The sequence below is a fragment of the Vibrio pelagius genome, from assembly GCF_024347575.1.
GTDB classification, from domain to species: Bacteria; Pseudomonadota; Gammaproteobacteria; order Enterobacterales; family Vibrionaceae; genus Vibrio; species Vibrio pelagius.
Window position 1 is genome coordinate 523,131 of the sequence record NZ_AP025503.1, and the last position, 25,803, is coordinate 548,933.

Below are 25,803 nucleotides of genomic sequence, written 5' to 3' on the forward strand. Positions count from 1 at the left end.
TGGTTTGTTGTGTTTTTTGTCTTGTTTTGGTTGTTTTTTGTTTGAGTTTGTCTTTATTTGTTATTTTCTCTTCTTATTTAACGTTTGCGTTTTCTTATCAATATTTCTATCAGTGTAACTTAGAGTGAAATGACATCGAGAGTTGAAAAAATCTCAATTTCTCTGTGTTAGCCCTGTGAAACTAGTACTTTTGGAGCTTTAAAAGAGAAAGTTGGATAAGTGGCTACAAATGTTTAATTTCTTTTGCGTTAAATGTTGACACAAATCACGGGCATCACTAAAATACCGCCAATTTGTCTAATTTCCATAAACACGCACTTTTGGGTGTTGCAGGAAGGTAGATTTGCAAATTAAATCAATTTAAATGCATTTTTATTTCTGGAGGTTGTCTTGAAAAAGTCAGCATTGCTAGTCCTAGAAGATGGGACAGTATTCCACGGTGAATCCATTGGCGCAGACGGTTCTGCTGTTGGTGAAGTCGTTTTTAATACCTCGATGACGGGGTACCAAGAAATCCTCACTGATCCTTCCTATTCTCAACAAATTGTAACGCTTACTTACCCTCACATTGGCAATACCGGAACCAATTCCGAAGACGAAGAATCCTCTTCAATCCACGCTCAAGGCCTTGTGATTCGCGATCTCCCTCTTATCGCTTCTAACTTCCGTAATGAACAATCCCTTTCTGATTACCTTAAGTCGCAAAACGTTGTTGGTATTGCTGATATCGATACTCGTAAGCTGACGCGTATTCTTCGCGAGAAGGGTGCTCAAAACGGTTGTATCGTAGCGGGTAACAACATCGACGAGGCTCTAGCGCTAGCTAAAGCGAAAGAATTCCCAGGCCTAAAAGGTATGGACCTTGCGAAAGAAGTTACAACAAAAGAAGCGTATCAATGGAAACAAGGTTCGTGGACGCTTACGGGTGGACTTCCTGAAGCGAAAGCAGACTCAGAATTGCCATATCACGTTGTTGCCTACGACTTCGGTGCAAAACGCAACATCTTACGTATGCTTGTTGACCGCGGCTGCCGCCTAACAGTGGTTCCAGCTGAAACGTCAGCGGAAGAAGTTCTCGCACTAAACCCAGACGGTGTTTTCCTTTCAAATGGCCCTGGTGACCCAGAACCATGTACTTACGCAATTGAAGCGACAAAAGTATTCCTAGAGAAAGGTCTACCAATCTTCGGTATCTGTCTTGGTCACCAAATCCTAGCACTAGCTTCTGGTGCGAAGACGGTGAAAATGAAGTTTGGTCACCACGGTGCAAACCACCCAGTTAAAGACTTAGATCGTAATGTTGTGATGATCACTTCACAAAACCACGGTTTTGCTGCAGATGAAGAGACGCTGCCTGAAAACCTACGTGCAACGCACAAGTCGCTATTTGATGGTTCTCTACAAGGTATCCACCGCACAGATAAGCCAGCATTCAGCTTCCAAGGTCACCCAGAAGCGAGCCCAGGTCCAGAAGACGCGGCGCCGTTATTCGACCACTTCATTGAACTAATTAAAAAGCACACAGCGTAATTCGGAGTAGTAGACAATGCCAAAACGTACTGACATTAAAAGTATTCTAATTCTAGGTGCTGGCCCGATCGTTATCGGCCAAGCATGTGAGTTCGATTACTCTGGTGCTCAAGCTTGTAAAGCGCTTCGCGAAGAAGGTTACCGAGTTATTCTAGTAAACTCGAACCCAGCGACCATCATGACTGACCCAGATATGGCTGATGCAACTTACATCGAGCCAATCCAATGGGAAGTTGTTCGCAACATCATTGCGAAAGAGAAGCCAGACGCAGTTCTACCTACAATGGGTGGTCAAACGGCTCTTAACTGTGCACTAGATCTTGAGAAGCACGGCGTTCTTGAAGAGTTCGGTGTAGAGATGATTGGTGCAACGGCTGACGCTATCGATAAAGCAGAAGACCGTTCTCGTTTCGATAAGGCGATGAAGTCTATCGGCCTTGAGTGTCCACGTGCTGACACTGCGAAAACCATGGAAGAAGCTTACGCTGTTCTAGATATGGTTGGCTTCCCTTGTATCATCCGTCCATCATTCACTATGGGTGGTACTGGCGGTGGTATCGCATACAACAAAGAAGAGTTCGAAGAGATCTGTCGTCGCGGTTTAGACCTTTCTCCAACAAACGAACTTCTAATCGATGAATCTCTAATCGGTTGGAAAGAGTACGAGATGGAGGTGGTTCGTGATAAAGCGGACAACTGTATCATCGTATGTGCGATTGAAAACTTCGACCCAATGGGCATCCACACGGGTGACTCAATCACAGTTGCACCAGCTCAGACGCTAACAGACAAAGAATACCAACTAATGCGTAACGCATCTCTAGCGGTACTGCGTGAGATTGGTGTTGAAACAGGTGGTTCAAACGTACAGTTTGGTATCAACCCGAAAGATGGCCGTATGGTTATCATCGAGATGAACCCACGTGTATCTCGTTCTTCTGCTCTAGCTTCTAAAGCGACAGGTTTCCCAATCGCTAAGATTGCAGCGAAACTGGCTGTGGGTTACACATTAGATGAACTGCAAAATGACATCACGGGTGGCGCAACACCAGCATCATTCGAACCAACCATCGACTACGTAGTAACTAAGATTCCTCGTTTTAACTTCGAGAAATTTGCAGGTGCTAACGACCGTCTAACAACGCAAATGAAGTCTGTTGGTGAAGTTATGGCTATCGGCCGTAACCAACAAGAATCGCTACAAAAAGCACTTCGCGGCCTAGAAGTTGGCGCGACTGGCTTTGACGAAATGGTTGACCTAGATGCGCCAGACGCACTAACAACAATTCGTCACGAGCTAAAAGAAGCGGGCGCAGAGCGTATTTGGTACATCGCGGATGCATTCCGTGCGGGTATGTCAGTCGATGGTGTATTCAATCTAACGCAAATCGACCGTTGGTTCCTAGTTCAAATCGAAGACATCGTGAAGCTTGAGCAAGAGCTTAAAGCGAAAGGCTTTGCAGGTCTGAACAAAGAAGAGCTTAACAAACTGAAGCGTAAAGGTTTTGCTGATGCTCGCCTATCTAAGATTCTAGGTGTTGCGGAAAGCGAAATCCGTCGTCTACGTGACCAGTACGATATCCACCCAGTGTACAAGCGTGTTGATACGTGTGCGGCTGAGTTCTCTTCAGATACGGCTTACATGTACTCATCTTACGATGACGAGTGTGAAGCTAACCCAACAGATAAAGACAAGATCATGATTCTTGGTGGCGGTCCAAACCGTATCGGCCAAGGTATCGAATTTGACTACTGTTGTGTACACGCATCACTAGCTCTACGTGAAGATGGTTACGAAACTATCATGGTTAACTGTAACCCTGAGACTGTTTCAACGGATTACGACACATCTGACCGTCTATACTTCGAACCAGTAACACTGGAAGACGTACTAGCAATCGCTCGTGTTGAGAAGCCAAAAGGCGTTATCGTTCAGTACGGTGGTCAAACACCTCTTAAACTGGCTCGTGCACTTGAAGCGGCTGGCGTGCCAATCATCGGTACTAGCCCTGACGCAATCGACCGTGCAGAAGACCGTGAGCGTTTCCAAGTTGCGGTTGACCGTCTAGGTCTTCTACAGCCAGAAAACGCGACAGTAACAACAATGGAGCAAGCGGTAGAGAAATCACGTGAAATCGGCTACCCACTGGTTGTACGTCCTTCTTACGTACTGGGTGGTCGCGCGATGGAAATCGTATACGACGAGCAAGACCTACGTCGCTACTTCAACGAAGCGGTTAGCGTATCAAACGAATCTCCAGTTCTACTAGATAGCTTCCTAGACGATGCAGTTGAAGTCGATATCGATGCTATCTGTGACGGTGAGCGCGTAGTTATCGGCGGTATCATGGAGCACATCGAACAAGCGGGTGTTCACTCAGGTGACTCAGCATGTTCTCTTCCTGCATACACGCTAAGCCAAGAAATCCAAGACGTAATGCGCGAGCAAGTTGAAAAGCTAGCATTCGAGCTAGGTGTTCGCGGTCTAATGAACACGCAGTTTGCGGTTAAAAACAACAAAGTATACCTAATCGAGGTGAACCCTCGTGCAGCGCGTACAGTACCGTTTGTATCGAAAGCAACTGGCGCACCAATCGCTAAAATTGCAGCACGTGTTATGGCGGGTCAATCTCTAGAAGCTCAAGGCTTCACCAAAGAAATCATCCCACCTTACTACTCTGTTAAAGAAGTAGTACTGCCGTTCAACAAGTTCCCAGGTGTTGACCCACTGTTAGGCCCAGAAATGCGCTCTACCGGTGAGGTTATGGGTGTTGGTGCAACGTTCGCTGAAGCTTACGCGAAAGCAGAATTGGGTTGTGGCAATGTTTATCCTGAAGGCGGTCGTGCGCTACTTTCTGTTCGTGAAGGCGATAAAGAGCGTGTTGTTGACTTGGCATCTAAGCTGTCTAAGCTTGGTTACCAACTAGATGCAACCCACGGCACTGCGGTTATCCTTGGTGAAGCGGGCATCAACCCACGTCTAGTGAACAAGGTACACGAAGGTCGTCCTCATATTCTTGACCGTATCAAGAACAACGAGTACACCTACATCGTGAACACGGCTGCTGGTCGTCAAGCGATTGAAGACTCTAAAGTACTTCGTCGTGGTGCTCTAGCTGAGAAAGTGAACTACACCACAACGCTAAACGCAGCGTTCGCAACGTGTATGGCTCACACAGCTGACGCGAAAACAAGCGTCACTTCAGTACAAGAACTACACGCTCAAGTGAAAGCTTCTGAAGCGTAATCTCTGTTAAACGGATATAAATGCCGCAAAGGTCGCTCAATTGAGCGACCTTTTTTATGCCTGCTAGTTTGGCGAGATATGAAATGATGAAAATATGGAATAGATTACTGTCTCGTGTTTCGTTGTTTTCATTTTTGTAACGGTGGTAATTTGTGCTCTCAACGTTAAGGAGTGAGACACATGGACATTACCATTGAGATTCTAGCGATACTGTTTTTTGTCGCGACAGCGGCAGGCTTTATTGATGCGATGGCTGGTGGTGGTGGACTGTTAACACTCCCGGCGCTTTTGGCCGCAGGCGTTCCGCCGACTCAAGCGTTGGCGACTAATAAACTGCAGAGCTCTTTCGGTAGTTTTTCTGCAAGCTGGTACTTTGTCCGTAATGGCATCGTCAGTATCAAAGAGATGCGTTTTGCAATCTTATGTACCTTTATTGGTTCTGCTATTGGTGCCGAATTAGTCCAGTATATCGACGCGAGTTTACTCACTAGCTTGATCCCACTACTACTGATCGCTATCTCACTCTACTTTCTGTTAGCCCCACAAACTAAGACCAGCGAAGGGAAGCAACGTGTATCGGAGGCGATGTTTGCGCTGTGTGTTGGTGGTGGTGTGGGTTTTTATGATGGCTTCTTTGGACCGGGCACCGGTTCTATCTTCACAGTCTGCTTTGTCGCAATTGGTCACTTTTCTTTAGTGGATGCGACTGCGCGTACCAAAGTGCTGAACTTTACATCGAATATTGCCGCATTGATCTTCTTCATTATTGCTGGCCTACCAATTTGGGAACTCGGTTTAGTGATGGCTGTCGGTGGCTTTATTGGCGCACAATTAGGTGCCAAGATTGTGGTTACCAAAGGACAAAAGTGGATCCGCCCTTTGGTGATCGTGATGTCAATGTTGATGGCTTCTAAACTCCTTTGGGAACAGCATCAACAATGGATTCTATCAGTGCTTTAACTCGCGGTGATTGATAGCTATTTGGTCGCACGCAGATGTGAATCGGGCGAATCAAATTTTTGAGCTCCTTAAAACTGAACAGATACTGAGGAGCAATGTTGAGCGTTTTGACGATTGATAGAGGAATCAATGCAGGACCGGTTCCACCTAATGCTAGCTGCGCGGCTGCGGTATAGGCATCCATCTCCATTAGTGGTTTAACACCAAACTTCTCAAGCACTGACAGTTGATAGCTATTGGCTGGGTTGGTCATATCATTGGTGATGACACGCTCTGGTAGACGCTCTAAATGCGTTGAACTTACAATGTAGAATGGTTCGTCAAAAAGATGAAAGGTCATCAGTCCGTGGTGAGGGGGAAGTACCCCAGCACACAATCCTAGCGTCGCTTTCCCTGATTGCACTCGCTCGATGATCCGAGGTGTGTGGTTGGTGGTGATAGTGATGTATTTATCGTGCTGGATAAAGTCGCCCATCATCTTACCGAGGTAGCCGGCAATCAGTGATTTAGAGCTATCTAAGGTGATTAGCGTGGTATCTTCTAGCTCTTGTTGTTCGTAGATAAGTCCACGTAGTTCATTGAATGCGGGACCGATACTCTCGATAAGAGCAACGCCGTCCGGAGAGAGCTTAATCTGTCGCCCATTGGGTTCGATCAGCTTTTTACCTAACTTCTTTTCTAAGTTGGCAATCCGTTTACTGACCGCTGACTGACTGATGTACAACAGGCTGCCAGTACGGCTCATGGTTTTTGCTTTACTGAGTACTAATAGTGTTTCAATACCTTCAAGTAGCATAGGGTTATTGATGAAAGTTGGGAATAATACTCCCAACTTATCTCAATCAGACCTTCGGCTCTACTGTTTACTTGCCAGTTCTTGAACCAGAGTTGCGATCCTGGTTCCGTAGTAGCGAGCAGTGAGTAGGTCATTGGCATTTACGTTACCTTCACCATCATCGATACTCGACACTAAGCCAATGTTAGAGCCTGTGCGATTGAGGCCTAAATCATCGGTATGCTTAGAGGCATCAAGCCCAATCCATAACATTCCATGCTGACACGCCAGTGTGAAGAAACTCAATAGTGTTTGTTGTTGCTCTCCATTGAGACTGCCGCCCGTGGTAAAGCCTGCGGCGAATTTATTGCGCCAAGCTTTAGCACAGTAAGGATCACTGCTGGCGTCCATAAATGCCTTGAATTGTGCGGCTGGGCTTCCCATGTAAGTCGGTGATCCAAATACAATCGCCTCGCACTCGCCAAGCTGCTTGATTTTTTGCTCGTTGATGTAGCGACCTTCTACAATTTCACTGGGTAAAACCTCAATCATGGTGATGGATTGAGATTGAGCCTCGACACCTTCGGCGAGGGCTTGGGCGACAGCTTTCGTTGCACCACACTTAGAGAAGAAAACAATACCGATCTGACTCATTGGTTAATCCTCGTAGCGATTTTTGTTTTCAGCATTTTGAGTAAGGTACTCAATGAACTCCCACTCAACACCGCTTGCATCGTAAAAATAGACGCGCTTGCGAAACGGGTTGTCCTCTCCGATATCGTTCTGTTCATAGCCAGCAGCTAATAAGCGTTTCTCAACACGATCAACGTCATCAACAACGATACCAATGTGATTAATACCCACATCTAGATAAGGGGAGCGATCGGTTTGTTCTCTCTCAACCACCTCTTGAAGGGCGATATAACTGTCGTCAGTACCAATATGGCACCAGCGATAATTCGTTTGTCCACGATGGCGCTCTTTAAATTCAGGGATTGCGGTTTGGATAAATTGGACGGCGTCATCAATATTACTGACGGTGATATTTGCGTGTTCAACATAAGCCTGCATGGGAACCTCCAGTGTTCTCTAATTAGTAAATAAATAACTTTATAAATATATTTGTTTACTAATATAGTTCAAAAAATGACTAAGTAAATAAAAAGCTTTATTTAATCTGTTTTGTTTTACGTAGAGCAAGCTTGCGTGCAACCACTAGAACGACAGGTACAAAAAAAGGCTCTGGAGAGCCTTTGATTTTTGTTCTTAGGTTCAAGCACTTAGAGCACTATTTATTGAGGGCAAATGTTGGCAGAGATAGATGCCAGCGAATGGCTCCCAAGCGAATCAATAGGGTAGAGAAGACACCGGCTAGGAAAGCTGTCTCGGAATCTTGCCCCATGCTAAGAGCCGTTGTGTGGAATACGCCGCCGATGATACATGCTGTGGCATAGACTTCACTTCGTAGGACCATTGGTACTTCTCGCGCCAATACATCGCGGATAATACCGCCGCCGCAGCCAGTAATCACACCCATGATGATCGCGACCAGTGCAGAGTCTTGATAGCTCAGCGATTTCTCTACACCAATACCAACAAACACAGCCAAACCGACCGCATCACACACTGGTAGAATCCACCAAGGGAGACGCTTGGGACGCCTTACGATGATCATTGTCAGCAGACAGGTTATAAGGATAACCCACAAATAAGTGGTATCGGTGATCCAGAATACAGGAGTGGCACCCAACGCCATATCGCGAATCGTACCACCACCAATAGCAGTCACACTGCCTAGAACTGCGACACCAAATGGGTCCATTTTCAAGCGGCCAGCGACAAATACGCCAGAGATGGCAAAAATAGCCGTACCGAATAAGTCGATAAAGTAAAGCAGCATGGAGTCCATGATACTGATGCTCTTATTTAAATTGTAGGGACAGGTATACGGCGAATTGTACGAAAAATCGCATCAAATAGTTAGCGATTTTGACGTGCTTTATCAAAGTAATCACACACCTGTTGGATAGCGTGTAGTGTTCGTGTCGTAGGGCGATTTATCCAGTCAGAATTGAGTGACCAAATTTGCTCTTTTTCAACCGCAGGGATCTCATCGCCCCAATCGCTCCACATGGTGCCGTTCTCAATGGCATGGCGAGAGGTGAAGATAACTTCCGGCTTTTTAAGCACCACTTGTTCAATGCTCACTTGTGGGTAAGAGGTCGCAGCGTCTTCGAAAATGTTTTGGCCACCACAGAACTCAAAGACTTCACTTGGCCAGTGACCTTGTGCAACTGTGATGATAGGTTTTTCACTCAGTTGGTAGAAGTATTGAACAGGTTCGGCGTCTTGATACTTAGACTTGAGTTGTTCAAGCTGGTTTCGATAAGCTTTGGCATTACTGAGTCCAACGCTAGGATCGCTAGAGTATTGACTGAGATGCTCAATATTACTGGCGATGCTATCTAGGCTCTTGGTTTGTGAGTAGTAGATCTCAAAGCCAAATTGTTTGAGTTTCGCAAGCTCTCTCGGGGGGTTGCCAGCAGGCCAAGCCAGAATCAGGTCGGGCTGAAGCGCAATGATCTTCTCGACCTTTATCCCTTGATAGTTGGCGACCTTAGGCAGCTTATCAGCTTCGGGTGGGTAGTCGCTTTTTTCGCTCACTGCAATCAAGTTGTCACCAAGTCCTGCACTGTAAGCCAACTCTGTAGCGTGTGGGGCAAGGCTGATGACACGCTTTGCCTCGCTATGAGTTTGTGCCAACGCATTGGATTGCCATAAACAGAGTGAAAGTACAGAGATAGCTGTACAAGAGGAAGAAAACTTCACATTAAATCCCTTGGTGAATAATCAGTAATAGAGCGCTTTGAATCAGTAGCCACGCCAGTATTCGCCAAGCGAGCATTTTTTGCAGTTGGGCTAGATGCAGCGCCGATGGCGCTATTCGCCCACCTAGTTTGGCTCTTACCGCTTTAACGTCGTCATAGATTGCGGGACCACCGAGTGATAGTTCGAGTTTATTACCTGCTGAAGTGATGAGCCAAGCAGGGCCAGGCAGTGGCCAAGAGCGGCTCTGAGTCAGCATCATTGAGAAGGTATTACTTGCGTTGTGACCTACCACAATCATCAAGGCAAAGAGTCGTAATGGAATAAACTCTAGAACCGCGACCACTTTCACTACGCTGGAACCAAATGGAGCAAAGCGTTGTCTGCTTGGTGACCAAGCGCGCGCTAACTCTGCGGTTAAACGGTACATGAGTGCCGCAATGCCTCCACCAATGGCGTACCAAAAGAGCACGCAGATGACGTTGCGACCGTAACCCATAATCAGAGTTTCGGCAGAAGCTTTTCCAAGTCCCAATGTAGACAGCGTATCGGTTTGTCGATTAACCACAGGCGCGAGCAGTTTACGTGCTTGCGGCTTATTATCCTGACTGAGTGCGCGAATCAGTTGGCTTGCAAGCTTCTCGTTGTTGCGCCAATCGATGGCAAGCAACAGAAGGGCAAGTTCAAATAGTTGTGGCTGCCACATCAGAGGCTTGAGGGCGATAAGCAGAATGAGCGCAGGAAAACACATCAACAACCAAGCTAAGGTTCCAGAGATTAAGCTCTGTGAGTAGTTGCGATGATTGTTGACCTTGTTGGCGAGCTGTTCAGCGAACTTGTGCCAGAGGGTAACTGGGTGAGCAGAGTGAGGAATCGGTAAGATTAAATGAAAGAGCAGTGCTCCCCACATAACGAGGAGCACGCCATTTGCAAATACCTGATCAAACAGTGTTTGCATTTTGAGTGACTTATTTAAGTAGGTCTACCATTTTAATCACCATCTCAGAAGAGCTCTTCGCTGCTAGCGGTAGGAACTCTTCAAAGCTCATTGGTGACTCTTTGTCTGCTACGTCAGAGATTGCGCGTACCACAACAAACGGTACTTCGAATTGGTGACAAGCTTGTGCGATTGCAGAGGCTTCCATCTCAACCGCTACTACAGATGGGAAGTGCTTGCGGATGAACTCTTGACGCTCAGCCGTGCACACGAAGGCATCGCCAGTACAGATTAGACCGCGTACTGCGTGTGTGTCTTCCATTTGTGCTAGTGCTTTCTCAGCAACGTCCATTAGCTTCGCATCTGCTTGGAATGCCGCTGGTTGACCTGCCATTTGGCCGATCTCGTAACCAAATGCAGTCACGTCTGCATCGTGGTGACGAACTTCAGTAGAGATAACCACATCGCCTAGGTTAAGTGTTGAATCAAAACCGCCTGCAGAGCCAGTGTTTAAAACCACGTCTGGTTGATATTCGCTTAGTAGGATAGAAGTACCTACCGCCGCAGCTACCTTACCAATGCCAGATTGCAGTAACACAACATCAACACCATTTAACTGACCTGAGAAAAAGGTACAGCCGCCTTTCTTCACTTCTGTCATCTCTGTGATTGCTGATTTTAGGATCGCAACTTCTTGCTCCATTGCGCCAATGATGCCGATTTTCATGTGTAGTCTCTTAATAAGGTTGTTTTTACAATAGGGTGAAATTGTAGCATGGAAGAGAAGCATCAAGCGACAGCACTTGTGCACTTCTCTTCGGTATCACAACTGCGGGTATGATTACTCAATAAGCCCAGCTTTTGTCAGCTCTGCTCTTAAGGTATCCACGCGTTTGCGGTTCACGCCAAAGTCCGAATGACCGGTACGAGACTCTGAACGAACCAAAAGATTATTGCCTTCAATTTTGAGTTCTAAGTCATCGACAAAACGCATGATCTTGCTGGTAAATTCGACACGTAAGTAATCGTCATTCTTTACGGCTGTTTTGGTTCTAGGTTGCTGCAATATGACCGCTTCAATCTGAGACAGGCTGACGCCATCAGTGAGAGTAAATGGAGCAATGCTGTGTTGCTCACGAGAATCTTGAGTTGAGACACAGTTAGGCTTGTCGCCACATGGGTTTTTAGTTCTGTCTTCCATTGTTTGATTTCCTTGGCTACAGCCTGAGAGTCCGATAAGAAGGGCGGAGAGCAAGACGACTTTTTTCATTATTTTCTCCTTTGTCTTTAATGGGAGTATACGGCTTATCCCATTGATGATCGTCATACCAATCACAGTAAGTAAGTGATCAAAAATAGCGCAGGAAAAAGGCTTGAGAACAAGGCGGAATTTTTCGATAAGTAGTTATTCTACAATCAAAAATTCTAACGCAGTTATCGAGCATTTTAACAAGCTAGGGTGAGCAATTATTTACTACGATTGGTATCATAATACTAAGGGTTAATTATATGACTTAAAAAGGAAAAAGGATCCCTAATGAGATCCTTTTATTTTTTTGTGTTACCTCGGACTAAAAGACCTAGTAGACATCACGCACGTAGCGTTTCTGCTTTTTGAGCTGATTGACGTACGCTTTAGCGCCATCGTCATCGAGACCGCCATGCTCGGCAATAATCTCATGCAGCGCTTTATCGACGTCTTTCGCCATGTAGTAGGCATCGCCACAGACAAAGAAGTACCCGCCACGTTCTAGCCAAGCAAATAGTTCAGCGCCGCTGTCGCGCATCTTATCTTGTACATACACCTTCTGTTCTTGGTCACGTGAGAACGCGAGATCAAGTCGAGTCAGTACCTCTTTTTGCTGTAAAGCTTCGATCTCTTCTTGGTAGATATAATCGGTAGCGCTATTGCGGTCACCAAAGATCAACCAGTTGTCACCAGGGGACGCTTGCACTTCACGCTCCTCAAGGAAGGCGCGGAATGGCGCGATACCTGTCCCTGGACCGACCATGATCATTGGCGCTTTATCATCTTCAGGAACCGCAAAGTTTTTGTTTGGAGCAAAGTAACAAGGGACTTTCTTACCTTCGTCAACAAGATCTGCAAGCCATGTCGAACAAGTACCGTTGTAGTCTCTTTCACCATTGTTGTAACGCACGCTGCCAATGGTGAGGTGAACTTCATCATTATGTTTGTTTAAGCTGGATGAGATCGAGTAAGCGCGTGGTGCAATTGGTCTTAGTAAAGATAAAATCTCAGCCAGTGACAACGACACGGTTGGGTAAGCTTTCACAAGATCGAGGATATCTTTACCCCAAAGGAAGTCATTGAGTGCACTGGTATCGTCACTGCCTAGCATCTGGATCACTCGGTGATCGCTGGCTGCTTCTGCGAGAGCTTTGACTAGCTCTTTTGATGGCGTTCGGATATCTAGGTAACAGGTGAACAGCTCACGCAAGCTGTGGTTTTCGCCATTCCATGATGGCTTCTCATCACCACTGAACTGGAAGTGATCGAGTAGCGCGCTCACTAGCTCAGGTTGGTTTTCTGGGATCACATTAAGAGCATCACCCGGTTTGTAGAACTCGCCCGAGCCTTCTAGTGAAAGCTCATAGTGTACGATCTCTTTACTTGAGCCTTGCTTGGTCAGCACCCGCTTATGTTTCAGTGTTGCTTGCAGAGGGTTCTTACGACCGTACTTGGATTTTTGCTTCGCAGATGGTGATGAACCAGATACCGCTTCGCTATCTTCGCCTTGTGCCGCGATAGCCGGTAGGGTAGCGATCATCCACTCTTCTGCAGGTTGTTCAAAGTCGATGTCACAGTCGACACGGTCAGTCACGCGAGTTGCCCCAAGCTCAACCAATCGCTCATCCCACTCTTTACCAGCCAGACAGAAATCATCATAGCTGGTGTCACCCAGAGCCAGAACTGAGAAGTAGGTATTACTAAGTTGAGGTGCATTGTCACTGCTCATGGTTTCCCACAGTGTCTCTGCGTTATCTGGGTGTTCACCCTCACCATAGGTACTGGTGACAATCAGAATACGCGATGACTTAACAAAGACTTGCGCGTCAACGTCATCCATATCTTGAACAGTTGCAGTTAAGCCGTACTCTTTGGCTTTCTCTGCCGTGTCATAGGCAACGCTCTCTGCGTTACCTGTTTGTGAACCATAGAGGATAGTTAGCCCTTTTACTTGAGGCTTAGACTCCGCATGTACAACGGACTCTTCCTTAACCAAAAGGCGTGAATGAAGGCCTGAAAAGAAGCCCGCCAACCAAGTCTTTTGGTCTTCATTAAATGGTATATCTTGTGGCAAATGAGGTACTTTCATTTTTCTTCCTACTGATTTATCTGCCTGTCCTTAGGCTATATGGGCTTCTTGTTCTGTTTGTTTTGCTTGTTCGATCTGCTCACGGATCACATCGGCAAAGGTGTAGCAGTAAAGTGTTGCTAAGCGCTGATTGATTGGTTCAATCGCTTTCATCTCTTTGCTGATATCTTGTTCTCTTGCCATGATCCATACGGTCGTGCCGCGGCTGTGGGTGTCCCACACATCGCGTCTCTCAAGTGAAGCCTTATAGTCTTGAATACGCTTGTTAGCGAGTAGCACTGAAAGCTCGTCATCACTGTAGTTCGAAACCGCTTCTTTAACGTCTTTAAGCAGTTGGTCGTAGAGCTTTTTATCTTTCAGCTCAAACATACGTTGAATCACTTGAGCATCACTGGTGCTGTTTTTAGCCAGTTGGTGAGCTCGATGCAACACACCACTGTGGGTTAATAGATCGCAGATCAGTGGAGTATCCATGTCGCCATATTGTGGGCTCAACCCATTGGCCAGAGCTTTTTGATCACGGTAGGCAAAGTGCACCGCTTCGATTAGGTTATTCGCTTGGCCTTGGATAAGCTCTTCCAGCATCTGCTTACGCGTGTGAGAACTCAGAATCGTTTCAGGATGTTGGCTATGTAGCAGAGCAAATGGAACCACAAGCGTGAACAAGGTGCGGCTGGTCGGCCAATCTTTGAGGATACGCTGCGCCTTGTGTGAACCCGTAAAGCGAACATGCTGTTCTAAATGCCACTTAAGCGCTTCTTCGTACCCTGGGTTTTGTTCAATCAAAGGCACGGTGAGTACCGAGTCGGCGCTGCAGCTATTTACGAACTGACCATCGATGTCATACTGGTAAGCAATACCACCAGACATACCGTTGCCGAAGCCCTTACCAAAGCCTCCAAGGTTGATTACGGAACCGTTAGTCATGTATTCACAACAGAAGTCACCAACCCCTTCAACAACAGCAACCGCACCAGAGTTACGCACTGCAAAACGGTCGCCCGCTTCACCCTGGACAAAGGCTTGACCGCCAGTTGCGCCAAACAGAGCAAAGTTGCCGATCAGAACGTTGTTACCTGCTTTCAATTTACGTTGGCTTGGTGAACGCACCACAATATGACCGCCGCTTGAGCCTTTACCGACACCGTCGTTACAGGTACCCGTGTGCTCCATGACCAGACCGCTGTTGTTAAATGCAGCGTAACTTTGACCTGCGCTGCCATGGCTTTTTACCACGATAGACTCGGCATCAAAGAAGCGACGACCATTCGCCGCTGTGAGTGTAGCAGGGTGTTGCTGCGCCTTGCTTTGGTAGTTTAGTGCACGTTCGATATCGATGGAGAGTTGACCACCTGTTGATTTGTTGCGGTTATTGAGCTTACCCGCATCCAGAACAATGTGGCGTTCTTCTTGTTCAAAGTAGTCAGCGAGTAACTGTTCAATAAGGTTGTCATCTGGCGTGAAGTCAGCTTCTAGATAAACGGGTTTCGCAACCTTAACAAGGTCGACTTCACGCAGTAAACCGGTCACATTGAGCTTACCAACAATGCTGTGGTGGTTAGCAAGGTGAAGCAGTTCACTCTTACCTCGAATCTCTTGCAAGCTGCTGTAGCCGAGGCGAGCCAAGATCTCACGAACCTCATGGGCAACGTTAAGGAAGTATTGAGCAAGGGCTCGTGGATCGCCTTGGTACAACTCTGGGTTGGTCGTCAGGCCGGCTGGACATTTCACATTACAGTTCTTAGCCATGACGCACTTGAGCATCATCAGTGCTGTGGTACCGAACTCGAACGAATCGCCCCCCATGATGGCAGACTTAATTACGTCGATACCGGTTTGGTGTGCGTTTGAACAACGCAGTGTGACCTTATCGCGCAGGCCATTTTCACTTAGAGCCTGATGCACTTCGGCGATACCGATTTCTGCTGCACGGCCTGTATTCTTCAAACTGGTTACGGCTGCAGCACCAGTACCACCGGTGTTGCCTGCCACGTTAATGATGTCTGCGCCCGCTTTGGCGACACCAACGGCGATGGTACCAATACCTTCAGACGATACGAGCTTAACGATCACGCGTACACGTGCGGCTTTCGCGTCATGGATTAGCTGGCCTAAATCCTCTATCGAGTAGGTATCGTGGTGGGGTGGTGGGCTGACAAGTTCCACGCCGGGAGTACCACCACGCGCAGCGGCAATTTCTACCGTTACTTTTGGTGATGGCAACTGACCACCTTCACCTGGTTTTGCCCCTTGTGCAATTTTGATCTCGATCTCTTCAAGCCGCGGATCTGCAAGGTAGCCGACCCAAACACCAAAACGGCCTGAAGCAAACTGCTTAATCTTGCTCGATTTGATGGAGTTGAAGCGAGAAGAGTGTTCCCCCCCTTCGCCCGAGTTACTCATCGCGCCAGCGATGTTAGTACCTTGCGCTACGGCTTGGTGAGCATTGGCATTCAGGGCGCCGTGACTCATTGCGCCAGAAGCAAAGGCTGGTGTAATAAGGTGAGCGGGTTCGACTTGCTCAAGCGCGATCGGTTGTCTTGTCGTTTTGACGCGAGATAAGAAAGCTTCAAGAGAAGGCTTGGCAGTGAGTTCAATGGTTTCATCGACAACTGCGACATGTTCCACTTTTTCTGACCAAGTGGTCTCAATCGCAATTCGTAGTGAGTTAACTCGTTCGCGGTTATTGAGCGTCAGAATGAAGTGATTTGCGATGTCTGAAGAAGCTTGCACCTCTAATCCCGACCAAAGGTAATTCACATTACCTTCGAAATGGAAACGGTCGAGCAGGTGAGAGAACTCATCGGCACTTTGCGCTTGATTGAAGTTCAGAGGCAGCAGCAAGATGTCACGCAGTGTTGCAGGGCGAGTTTCACGTTCACGATACAAATTATCAGCAAAGGCACGATAAGCCGGCGTTATTTGGAACTTATCGATCTCTTCAGGACTGAGCTTCTCATAGCCAGTCTTCTTATACGCGACGTCTTCACTGGTGGCGACAGTCGATTCAAGCGCTTGTTCAGCAACCGGGTCAACGTAGCGCACCTCTTCTTGTGTCATGTTGATGTATTCACGAACCGCGGTATTACCGAAGCTGTGGCCCGCACCATCTTGACGTTCTTTAAACAGACCCAGTAACGGGATCTGATTTTCTTCATTGATCGCTAGGGCTTTAAAGTGCCACTTTGCTGAGCTCCACGCGAGATCATCAAATTGAGCCCCGCCAACTGGTGAACTGATATTCGGGAAGAAACTGTTGAGCTGTTCTGAGTCGGTATCAAGGAAGTTTGACTCGAAGAACTCACCACCGATATAACTTTCTACCGTACAAAGACCAAATTTACCCATGGTCTTCATCAGCGATTTTTCGCAGGCTTTTTGGAAGTTCTTTAAGCCTTGCTCTATCGATTGGTTGTTACACAGTGTTTTGGCGCGGTGGTAGACAGAGATAGGGCAGACGGCTGAGATACCAAAACCTAAGAGACAGGCGATATCGTGACTACTTGCCGCCTGACCCGTTTGGTAAATCACGCTGGCATCGAAACGCAGGCCGCGTTTAATCAGTCTCTGGTTGACGGCAGTGGCAGTAAGAATCGCTGGCAGTGCAGCCTTGCCATTGCCAATCTGTTTATCGCTGAGTACCACGATGTTGGTGCCGTTCTCAATCGAAGCCTGAATCTGGTCACAGAGTTCGGTGAGGGCTTCAGAAACGCGCTTTGCGTTATCTTCTCTGCTATTTAATGTTGGATTGAAAAGGGCGTCAAATGTTTCAACTTTGATTCGATCTTGCGAGAAAATCTGTTCAAGTTGTTGAGGTTGTAGAATTGGTGAGTTGAGCACCAGTTGTACAGATTCGCTTGGGCTGAAATTAGGCTTTGCCCCAAGAGCGACACGCAGTGTCATACCATCCGATTCACGTAAAGAGTCGAGAGGCGGATTGGTGACCTGTGCAAAACGTTGGCTAAAGTACTTGGACATGCCGCCTTCTTCATCGGTGAGCACGTTTGGCGCAAGGCCAAAGCCCATCGCAGTGATCTTCTCAGCACCATGCTCAATCATAGGATCGAGGAAGAATTTAAAGCTCTCTTGGTTCAGAGAGTAGGCCACATGACGACTGTAGGCGCTGAAGTTTTCATTTTCGGTCACCTTATCTAAGGAGGCTGTCTCAAGATCACTAAGGGTAATACGAGCTGATTCAAGTAGAGCGCCATAGTTACGCTCTTTCGCCAGAGTTTCGAGGATCTCCTTGGTCTCGTAGCTACGACCTGTCGCGTGATCGAAGTAGATCATGCCACCGGCTTGAATTCGTCCAAAGCGCACAATCTCTTCGGCAGGAAAGTCGATCTGACCTGCTTCACTCATCACTGCAAGGTAGCGGTCTGTTTCAACGCTACGCAATGGACGCAGACCTAGTCGGTCTAATCGAGCTCCGACTTTTTGACCATCGGAGAAAATAAGAGCTGCTGGACCATCGTTTTTCTCTTCAGAAAGACTGAAGTACTCAAGCATCGCTTTCACTTCTGGAGAAAGTCGCTCATCGTTTTCCCACGCTGGTGGCATCATCGCCAATACAGCGGTCACTATGTCTAGCTCATCTTCAACGACGCGGCGCGCCAGTGTCTGGTCGAGTCGAGCCGAGTCCGACTGACCTTTTGGAAAGATCACTCGCTTCTGTTGCTGACGTGCGATGGCATCTTCACTGAGTCGGTTTTTCTTGTCCGTGTTCAATTCACCGTTGTGAGCCATGCGGCGGAAAGGTTGAGCCATCATGGTAGCTGGCGCAGTGTTGGTTGAAAAACGTGTGTGGAAGAATAGAGTCGTGATGTGGTGCTCAGGGTGGCTAAGATCACTAAAATAGGGTACGACTTCCCAAGAGTTTAAGCGTCCTTTGTAAACTTGAGTTTTTGAACTCATCGACAGAGGATAGAAACCAGACAGAGCATCATCGGTGAAGCCTACAGATTCAATTTCAGCCAACGCAAGATTGATTTGATGTTCGAAAAGATCTGCGCTGCGAGACAAGTTACCATTTAAAAACACCACTTGCTGGATTGATTGCTGCACTTGACGTGACGCGTCGTTGACGGCTGATGGGTCAACAGGGACCTCACGCCATAGCGCGATATCTAGTTGATATTTAGTCAGATTTTCTTCTATGAGTTGTTTTGCTTGAGCATGGTGTTCACGATTGAAAGGAAAGAAGAAGTTCGCAACACCAAAGTTGCCAGACTTAAGATTTGAGCTCTTAAGCAGATGACGGTAAAAGTTAATCGACAGGTCAATGTTGACCCCAGCACCATCACCAATACCTTCTGCGTTCATACCTCCACGATGTGGGATAGTACACAGAGCTTGGTGGGCAAGAGACAGCAATTGATGGGTCTGTTCACCAGTTTTATCGGTGATGAAGCCCACCCCACAGCTGGAGTGTTCATGCTCGCGGTCATAAAGCGAGCGAGATTCCTGATTCATTCGATCATTTCCTTGATTGCTTGCAGTTGAGACTGCGGGTTCCTTTGGCATGTATCACTACAGTGCCGAAGCCTCAGCTTATATCCCACTCGCGAGTGAAGCCTTTCACAACATCGAGTGGGGAAACCAACCTGACTGCTCCTGCAGATAATGTTGGTTTTCTTATTTGAACGATTTTTGTTCTTTTAAAGCGATCTCCATACTTATCATGTTAAAAAATTGATAGCAAGTGGTTGCCTTTCTGACGAAGAGGTTTTTGAATAGTTAATTAATCTGTAAATGCGGACTAAAAATGACCAAGTTGTGATTTTTTCTATTGTTTTGTCGTGTTTTCTAGACTTATCAACCTAATTGATAATGATTATTAATCATTATTGTTACATGTCATTTTTTCGTCTTAATTCATAAAAAATGGATAAATAGATAAATCAAAAGCGTACTGTATTGCAGGAACAAAAAAGGCCAACACAGAGTGTTGGCCAAAAGTTTGGAAGGAATTGTTATTAAAATTCTATGCTGAAAGCATCAATGAGTTTGCTTTCGCTTCTAGGTTTGAGTTGCCCATCAGGAAGTTATCGATAGCAATCGCACATTCACGACCTTCGTTGATACAACGTACAACCAGAGATTGACCGGTACGCATATCACCCGCTGCAAACACACCTTTCTGGTTGGTTGCAAAGCCGTCAGTCGCCACGTTGCCGCGATCATCCAGTTTGATATCTAGCTGAGCAAGTACACCTGTTGGTTCTGGGTGTAGGAAGCCCATCGCTAGGAATGCCATATCACATGGAATAACACGCTCTGAATTCGCTACTTCTTCAAACCCTGGGCGCTCACCTGGTTTAGCATCTTGCCAAACGATGTCTGCGATACGTAGACCAGTAACTTCACCCTTATCGTTACCGATGAACTCTTTGGTCAGAATGTTCCAGTGACGCTCACAACCTTCTTCGTGAGAAGTGGTTGTCTTCATGATCATTGGGTATTGAGGCCAAGGCATGTTTGCAGGGCGTTTCTCTGGTGGGATCGGCATGATCTCAACCTGAGTAACACTTGCTGCTTTATGGCGGTTAGAGGTACCGACACAGTCAGAGCCTGTATCACCACCACCGATGACCACAACATGTTTGTCTTTTGCGTGAATCTCTTCACCCTTAAGATCCATGTCATTTGCACGGCGGTTGTTTTGACCAAGGAACTCCATTGCGAAGTGAACGCCTTTTAGTTCACGACCTGGAACTGGAAGGTCACGTGGAACCGTTGAGCCACCTGTGAGTAGTACTACATCGAACTCTTGACGAAGCTGTTGTGCATTCACGTCAACACCGATATGTTGATTGACTTTGAACTCAACGCCTGCTTCAGCCATGAGGTTGATCTTACGATCAATCACGTCCATACCCAGTTTGAAGTCTGGGATACCGAAGCGGAGTAGGCCGCCAACTTTTTCATCACGCTCAAATACCGTTACTGAGTGACCCGCACTGTTTAGCTGTTCAGCAGCTGCCAGACCTGCAGGGCCAGAGCCGATGATTGCCACCGTTTTACCTGTGCGAGAGCGAGGTGTTTTAGGTTTTGCGTACCCTTCGCGGTACGCAGTTTCGACAATCGTCTTCTCAATGTTACAGATGGTGATTGGGTCTTGGTTAATGCCAAGCACACATGCGCTCTCACAAGGAGCTGGGCACACACGACCTGTGAATTCAGGGAAGTTGTTGGTAGTACTTAGAATGTTCCAAGCCTCTTCCCAGCTGTCACGGTAAACCGCGTCGTTAAACTCTGGGATGATGTTACCAATCGGGCAACCGTTGTGGCAGAAAGGGACACCACAGTCCATACAACGAGAAGCTTGTGTGTTGATTTTGTCGCCAAACTCTTCGTTAAGTACGAACTCTTTGTTGTCTTCGATACGAACTGATGGGTCGAGCTTCTTTGGAAGCTCACGACCATGCTCTAAAAATCCAGTAGGCTTACCCATTATACTGCCTCCACTTGTTCCGTTTGTGCTTGCTCTGCTTCAGTCTTACGTTTTTGAAGTACCGCTTTGTAGTCACGAGGCATCACCTTGACCATTGACTCTAAGCTTGCTTCAAAGTTGTCTAGGAAAGACTGAGCAACTTCACTTCCTGTGAATTGAACCTGCTTAGTTAGCATCTCTTTCAGTAGCTCACGATCTTCTTCTTCGATAGGATCTAGGTCTACTAACTCAGGGTTTAGCTTAGTTTCGAAGTCACCAGACTTGTCCCAAACGTAAGCCACACCGCCACTCATACCTGCTGCAAAGTTACGGCCAGTTGAGCCAAGGATTACAGCAACACCGCCAGTCATGTATTCACAACCGTGGTCACCAACACCCTCTACAACCACTTTCGCGCCTGAGTTACGCACACAGAAACGCTCACCCGCCATACCGCGAATGTATGATTCACCAGAGGTCGCACCGTAGAAACATACGTTACCTACAACGATGTTATCTTCAGCCACGATGGTTGACTTCGCATCTGGGTAAAGTACCAGCGTACCGCCAGATAGACCCTTACCCCAGTAATCGTTCGCATCACCTTCCACTTCGAACTTAACGCCCTTAGCAAGGAAAGCACCGAAAGATTGGCCCGCAGAACCTTTGAACTTGACGTTCATCGGTTGAGGCAGACCTGCGTCTTTGTATACCTTAGAGATTTCGTTCGACAGCATAGTACCCGCAGAGCGGTCCGTGTTGATGATAGGGAACTCTGCGTCTACGGCTTCGCCCTTCTCAAGTGCTGGAATAGCAGCTTGAATCAACTTACGGTCTAGAACGTTTTCTAGGTTATGGTTCTGCTGTGTTTGGTTGTAAACACCATCTTCATCACGAGCTTGCTCAATGTGAAGCACAGGAGACAGATCGAGGTTCTTGTATTTCCAGTGTTGGATGTCTTCACGCACTTTCAGCTTGTGCGACTGACCGACCATCTCATCGATAGTGCGGTAACCAAGCTCAGCCATCACTTCTCGTAGACCTTCTGCCATGTACTGGAAGAAGGTCACGACGTCTTCTACGCGGCCGTCGAAGCGCTCACGTAGCGTTTTGTTTTGTGTTGCGATACCAACAGGACAGGTGTTCTTATGACACTTACGCATCATGATACAGCCTTCAACAACCAACGCTGCTGTTGCTACGCCCCATTCCTCTGCACCCAGAAGTGTTGCTACTGCAAGGTCGCGAGGAGTTTTCATCTGACCATCAGATTGAACCACGATACGGTTACGTAGGCCGTTCTTCAGAAGCGTTTGGTGCGTTTCTGCTAGACCTAGCTCCCAAGGTAGACCGGTGTGACGGATAGACGACATTGGTGATGCACCTGTACCGCCATCAAAACCTGCGATAAGGACTACGTCAGCTTTTGCTTTCGCAACACCAGATGCGATAGTACCTACACCCGCTTCCGATACTAGCTTCACGTTAACGCGGCCAGCACGGTTTGCGTTCTTCAAGTCGTAGATCAGCTGAGCCAAATCTTCGATTGAGTAGATATCATGGTGCGGCGGTGGCGAGATTAGACCTACGCCCGGAGTCGAGTGACGCGTTGCACCGATCCAGTCATCCACCTTATCACCTGGTAATTGACCACCTTCACCTGGCTTCGCACCTTGAGCCATCTTGATCTGCAGCTCATCGGCGTTGGTTAGGTAGTAAGAGGTCACACCGAAACGACCCGAAGCAACCTGTTTGATAGCAGAGCGTTCCCAGTCACCGTTCTCTTTGCGCTCGAAACGCATAGGATCTTCACCACCCTCACCAGAGTTCGATTTCGCGCCAATGCGGTTCATCGCAACTGCCAATGTTGAGTGAGCTTCATAAGAGATCGAACCGAATGACATTGCCCCTGTCGCGAAACGCTTGAGAATGTTTTCGATTGGCTCGACTTCTTCTAGCGGGATTGAACCTGCTGGGTTTTTAACAAAGTCTAGTTGGCTACGTAGCGTGGCTGCGTTATCGCCTTGGTCATCAACCGCTTTCGCGTATTGCTTGAACTGAGCGTAATCTTTGTTGCGTGTAGATTGTTGTAGTAGTGAGATTGTCTCAGGGTTAAACAGGTGTTTTTCACCACGCTGTTTCCACTGGTAAACACCACCCACATCAAGTACTTGTACTGGGATTTCACGAGTCGGGAAGCCGATACGGTGACGTACTAGCACTTCCTTCGCGATGTCATCGATCGTGAGACCTTGGATGCGTGAAACCGTACCTGTGAAGTATTTATCAACCACAGATTTACTGATACCAAGCGCTTCAAAGATCTGTGCACCGTGGTAAGACTGCAGTGTTGAGATACCCATCTTCGAGAAGATCTTTAGAAGACCGCCGTTGATTGACTTACGGTAGTTTTCGAATAGATCGCGAACGTTTGTCTCTGGATCAAGCTTCTTCGTGCGCTGCAGATCAACCATAGTTTCAATAACTAGGTATGGGTTTACTGCGTTTGCACCGTAACCGATTAGAGTTGCAAAGTGGTGCGTCTCACGAGCATCACCTGTCTCAACCACAATGTCACACTTCGCACGTAGACCCTTACGGATTAGATGGTGGTGAACTGCGCCAACCGCCAGCATTGCTGGAATTGCAGCGTGATTCGAGTTAACCGCGCGGTCAGTTAGAAGGATGATTGAGTAACCATCGATAACGGCATCTTCTGCGTACTGACAGATACGCTTAAGGGCACGCTCTAGTTTGCCTTCGTCTTCGCTTGCTTGGAATACGATGTCTAGCGTCTTCGCTTGAAGGTGCTCGTTATCGATAGCACGTAGCTTCTCAAGTTCAGAGTTAGAAAGAACCGGCGACTCAAGTTCTACTTTTTGACAGTGCTCTGGAGACTCGGCCAGTAGGTTCTGATCCTTACCTAGGTAAGTGTTCAGAGACATAACCATACGCTCACGAATCGGGTCGATAGGCGGGTTAGTTACCTGAGCAAACAGCTGCTTAAAGTAGTTTGATAGATGTTGTGACTGGTGCGAAAGAATCGCTAGTGGCCAGTCGGCACCCATTGCAGAAAGTGGCTCTTTGCCATCTTTCGCCATCGGGACAATGATTTCGTTCACTTCTTCCGAGCTCACACCAAACGCTTGCTGCTTGTGCAGAAGTTTCTCTGGTGAAGGCTGGCTGAATTCGTTGCTCGCATCTGGCAGTTTCTTCAGGCTGAGTAGGTTCTCTTCAACCCACTTCTCGTAAGGTTGTGCTGATGCAATGCCGTCTTTCACTTCTTCATCAGAGATGATGCGACCTTGCTCTAGGTCAGCGACGAAGATACGACCTGGTTGTAGACGACCACGGAACTCAACGTTTTCTGGTTCGATTTCAACAACACCAGACTCAGAGGCCATTACTAGGAAGTCATCTTTGGTCACTGTGTAGCGAGAAGGGCGTAGACCGTTACGGTCAAGGGTTGCACCTACTTGAACACCGTCAGTGAAACATACTGATGCCGGGCCATCCCACGGTTCCATGACGTTCGCGTGGTACTGGTAGAACGCGCGACGAGTTGGATCCATGTTTTTGTTTTCTTGCCATGCTTCAGGGATCATCATCATCAATGCGTGTGGCAGGCTGCGACCAGATAGAACTAGGAGCTCAAGTGCCATATCGAAGTTAGATGAATCCGAGCTGCCTTCCTGACAGATAGGCAGTAGCATGTCGATCTCTGCCTGAGTGAACAGGTCAGATTCGATGATCGCTTCACGGGCTTTCATCCAGTTCAGGTTACCGCGAACTGTGTTGATTTCACCGTTGTGAGCGATGTAACGGAAAGGCTGTGCTAGACGCCAGCGAGGGAATGTATTGGTAGAGAAACGAGAGTGAACCAGTGCAAGAGCACTTACCATCGTTGGGTTTTGTAAGTCTAGGAAGTACTGAGGTACTTGTTCAGTGGTTAGCTGACCCTTGTACACAACCGTCTTGTAAGACATAGAGTTGATGTAGAAGTCATCACCAATGTTAGACACACTCTCAAGGCATACGCGAACCGTGTAGTTACGTAGAACGTACAGTTTACGCTCTAGCTCTTCCGGTGTGATACCAGGGCCACCAGAGATAAACACATGTTCAAATTGAGGCTCTGTGCTCAGTGGATCAGCGCCGATCATTGAGTTATCTGTTGGCAACACACGGTAGCCGATCACTTCTAACTCTAGGCGTTGTGCATTGCGCTCCAGAATGTCGCGACACTGTGCACGTTTGTGTTCGTCTTTAGGGAAAAGTACAACACCAACACCATATTTTTCAAAAGATGGCAGCTTAATACCTAGCTTGACCGTCTCTTCAAGTAGAAACTCGTGTGGTTTTTGCAGCAAGATACCTGCACCATCACCTGAACACGGATCGCAGCCTTGGCCACCACGGTGTTCCATTCGAGCTAGCATATCTAGTGCTTGGGTCACTACTTCATGAGACTTACGGTTTTTGAGGTGAGCTACAAAACCGATACCACAAGCGTCATGCTCCAATTCAGGAGTATACAGACCCTGTGAGTTCTGCTCTTGATCTACCATAGATACATCCTTCCAGTTAAATCTAGGCGTAACGAGTCTGCACTTCGTCAGCCTTGTCCTTTTATATTTATGAGTCTAAACCTGCCCTGTGTTGGCGGTTTGAGTCCTTTCTGTCTCTCGCAGGAAAAATTTTGCGAGAAAAACAATCCTTAGTGATATCCGTTTTTTTTTGACCACAAACTAGTGGTTT

At 47.3% G+C, this 25,803-nt stretch carries 15 protein-coding genes; 3 read left to right on the forward strand and 12 right to left on the reverse strand.

Translation table 11 applies throughout. The annotated features are described in order from the left end of the window. The first annotated feature begins 390 nt into the window (after positions 1-390). The 3 genes from carA to vsple_RS02360 all read left to right on the forward strand — a co-directional run bounded on the left by carA (position 391) and on the right by vsple_RS02360 (position 5,737). A complete protein-coding gene (gene carA, locus vsple_RS02350; RefSeq protein ID WP_255231463.1) occupies positions 391-1,530 on the forward strand; it encodes a glutamine-hydrolyzing carbamoyl-phosphate synthase small subunit in 1,140 nt (379 codons plus the stop codon). 16 nt (positions 1,531-1,546) lie between these two features. Next, positions 1,547-4,777, forward strand: coding sequence for a carbamoyl-phosphate synthase large subunit (gene carB / locus vsple_RS02355; RefSeq protein ID WP_255231462.1), 3,231 nt, complete (start codon positions 1,547-1,549; stop codon positions 4,775-4,777). 180 nt (positions 4,778-4,957) lie between these two features. Then, positions 4,958-5,737: a TSUP family transporter gene (locus vsple_RS02360; protein WP_261882570.1), complete on the forward strand. Its 780-nt coding sequence runs from the start codon at positions 4,958-4,960 to the stop codon at positions 5,735-5,737. On the opposite strand, the gene vsple_RS02365 is transcribed toward vsple_RS02360, so the two are convergent. The 12 genes from vsple_RS02365 to gltB all read right to left on the reverse strand — a co-directional run bounded on the left by vsple_RS02365 (position 5,688) and on the right by gltB (position 25,613). Further along, positions 5,688-6,533, reverse strand: coding sequence for a LysR family transcriptional regulator (locus tag vsple_RS02365; protein WP_255231770.1), 846 nt, complete (start codon positions 6,531-6,533; stop codon positions 5,688-5,690). The genes vsple_RS02360 and vsple_RS02365 overlap by 50 nt on opposite strands. A gap of 60 nt (positions 6,534-6,593) precedes the next feature. Continuing rightward, positions 6,594-7,166 (reverse strand): flavodoxin family protein, encoded by a 573-nt coding sequence (locus tag vsple_RS02370; RefSeq protein ID WP_261882571.1) that lies wholly within the window; start codon positions 7,164-7,166, stop codon positions 6,594-6,596. 3 nt (positions 7,167-7,169) lie between these two features. Beyond that, positions 7,170-7,583, reverse strand: a complete 414-nt coding sequence (locus vsple_RS02375) for a VOC family protein (protein ID WP_255231459.1) — start codon at positions 7,581-7,583, stop codon at positions 7,170-7,172. A gap of 217 nt (positions 7,584-7,800) precedes the next feature. Next, complete coding sequence (locus vsple_RS02380) at positions 7,801-8,421, reverse strand: TRIC cation channel family protein (RefSeq protein ID WP_261882572.1); 621 nt, start codon at positions 8,419-8,421, stop codon at positions 7,801-7,803. Positions 8,422-8,492: 71 nt separating this feature from the next. Then, positions 8,493-9,314 carry a vitamin B12 ABC transporter substrate-binding protein BtuF gene (gene btuF / locus vsple_RS02385; protein WP_420833794.1) on the reverse strand — a complete coding sequence of 274 codons (822 nt, stop codon included), beginning with the start codon at positions 9,312-9,314 and terminating at the stop codon, positions 8,493-8,495. 28 nt (positions 9,315-9,342) lie between these two features. Continuing rightward, a complete protein-coding gene (locus vsple_RS02390) occupies positions 9,343-10,296 on the reverse strand; it encodes a cobalamin biosynthesis family protein (protein ID WP_261882574.1) in 954 nt (317 codons plus the stop codon). Positions 10,297-10,306: 10 nt separating this feature from the next. Then, positions 10,307-11,002, reverse strand: a complete 696-nt coding sequence (gene mtnN / locus vsple_RS02395) for a 5'-methylthioadenosine/S-adenosylhomocysteine nucleosidase (RefSeq protein WP_032553134.1) — start codon at positions 11,000-11,002, stop codon at positions 10,307-10,309. 114 nt (positions 11,003-11,116) lie between these two features. Continuing rightward, the gene (locus vsple_RS02400) at positions 11,117-11,545 is read right to left on the reverse strand and encodes a DUF1499 domain-containing protein (RefSeq protein WP_261882575.1); all 429 of its coding nucleotides are present in this window, start codon (positions 11,543-11,545) and stop codon (positions 11,117-11,119) included. Positions 11,546-11,855: 310 nt separating this feature from the next. Then, a complete protein-coding gene (locus vsple_RS02405) occupies positions 11,856-13,613 on the reverse strand; it encodes a diflavin oxidoreductase (RefSeq protein WP_261882576.1) in 1,758 nt (585 codons plus the stop codon). Positions 13,614-13,643: 30 nt separating this feature from the next. After that, positions 13,644-19,085, reverse strand: coding sequence for a glutamate synthase-related protein (locus tag vsple_RS02410; protein ID WP_261882577.1), 5,442 nt, complete (start codon positions 19,083-19,085; stop codon positions 13,644-13,646). A gap of 511 nt (positions 19,086-19,596) precedes the next feature. Next, positions 19,597-21,066: a glutamate synthase subunit beta gene (locus vsple_RS02415; RefSeq protein WP_255231453.1), complete on the reverse strand. Its 1,470-nt coding sequence runs from the start codon at positions 21,064-21,066 to the stop codon at positions 19,597-19,599. Further along, positions 21,066-25,613 (reverse strand): glutamate synthase large subunit, encoded by a 4,548-nt coding sequence (gene gltB / locus vsple_RS02420; RefSeq protein ID WP_261882578.1) that lies wholly within the window; start codon positions 25,611-25,613, stop codon positions 21,066-21,068. The genes vsple_RS02415 and gltB overlap by 1 nt, the downstream gene beginning before the upstream one ends. Positions 25,614-25,803: the final 190 nt, after the last annotated feature.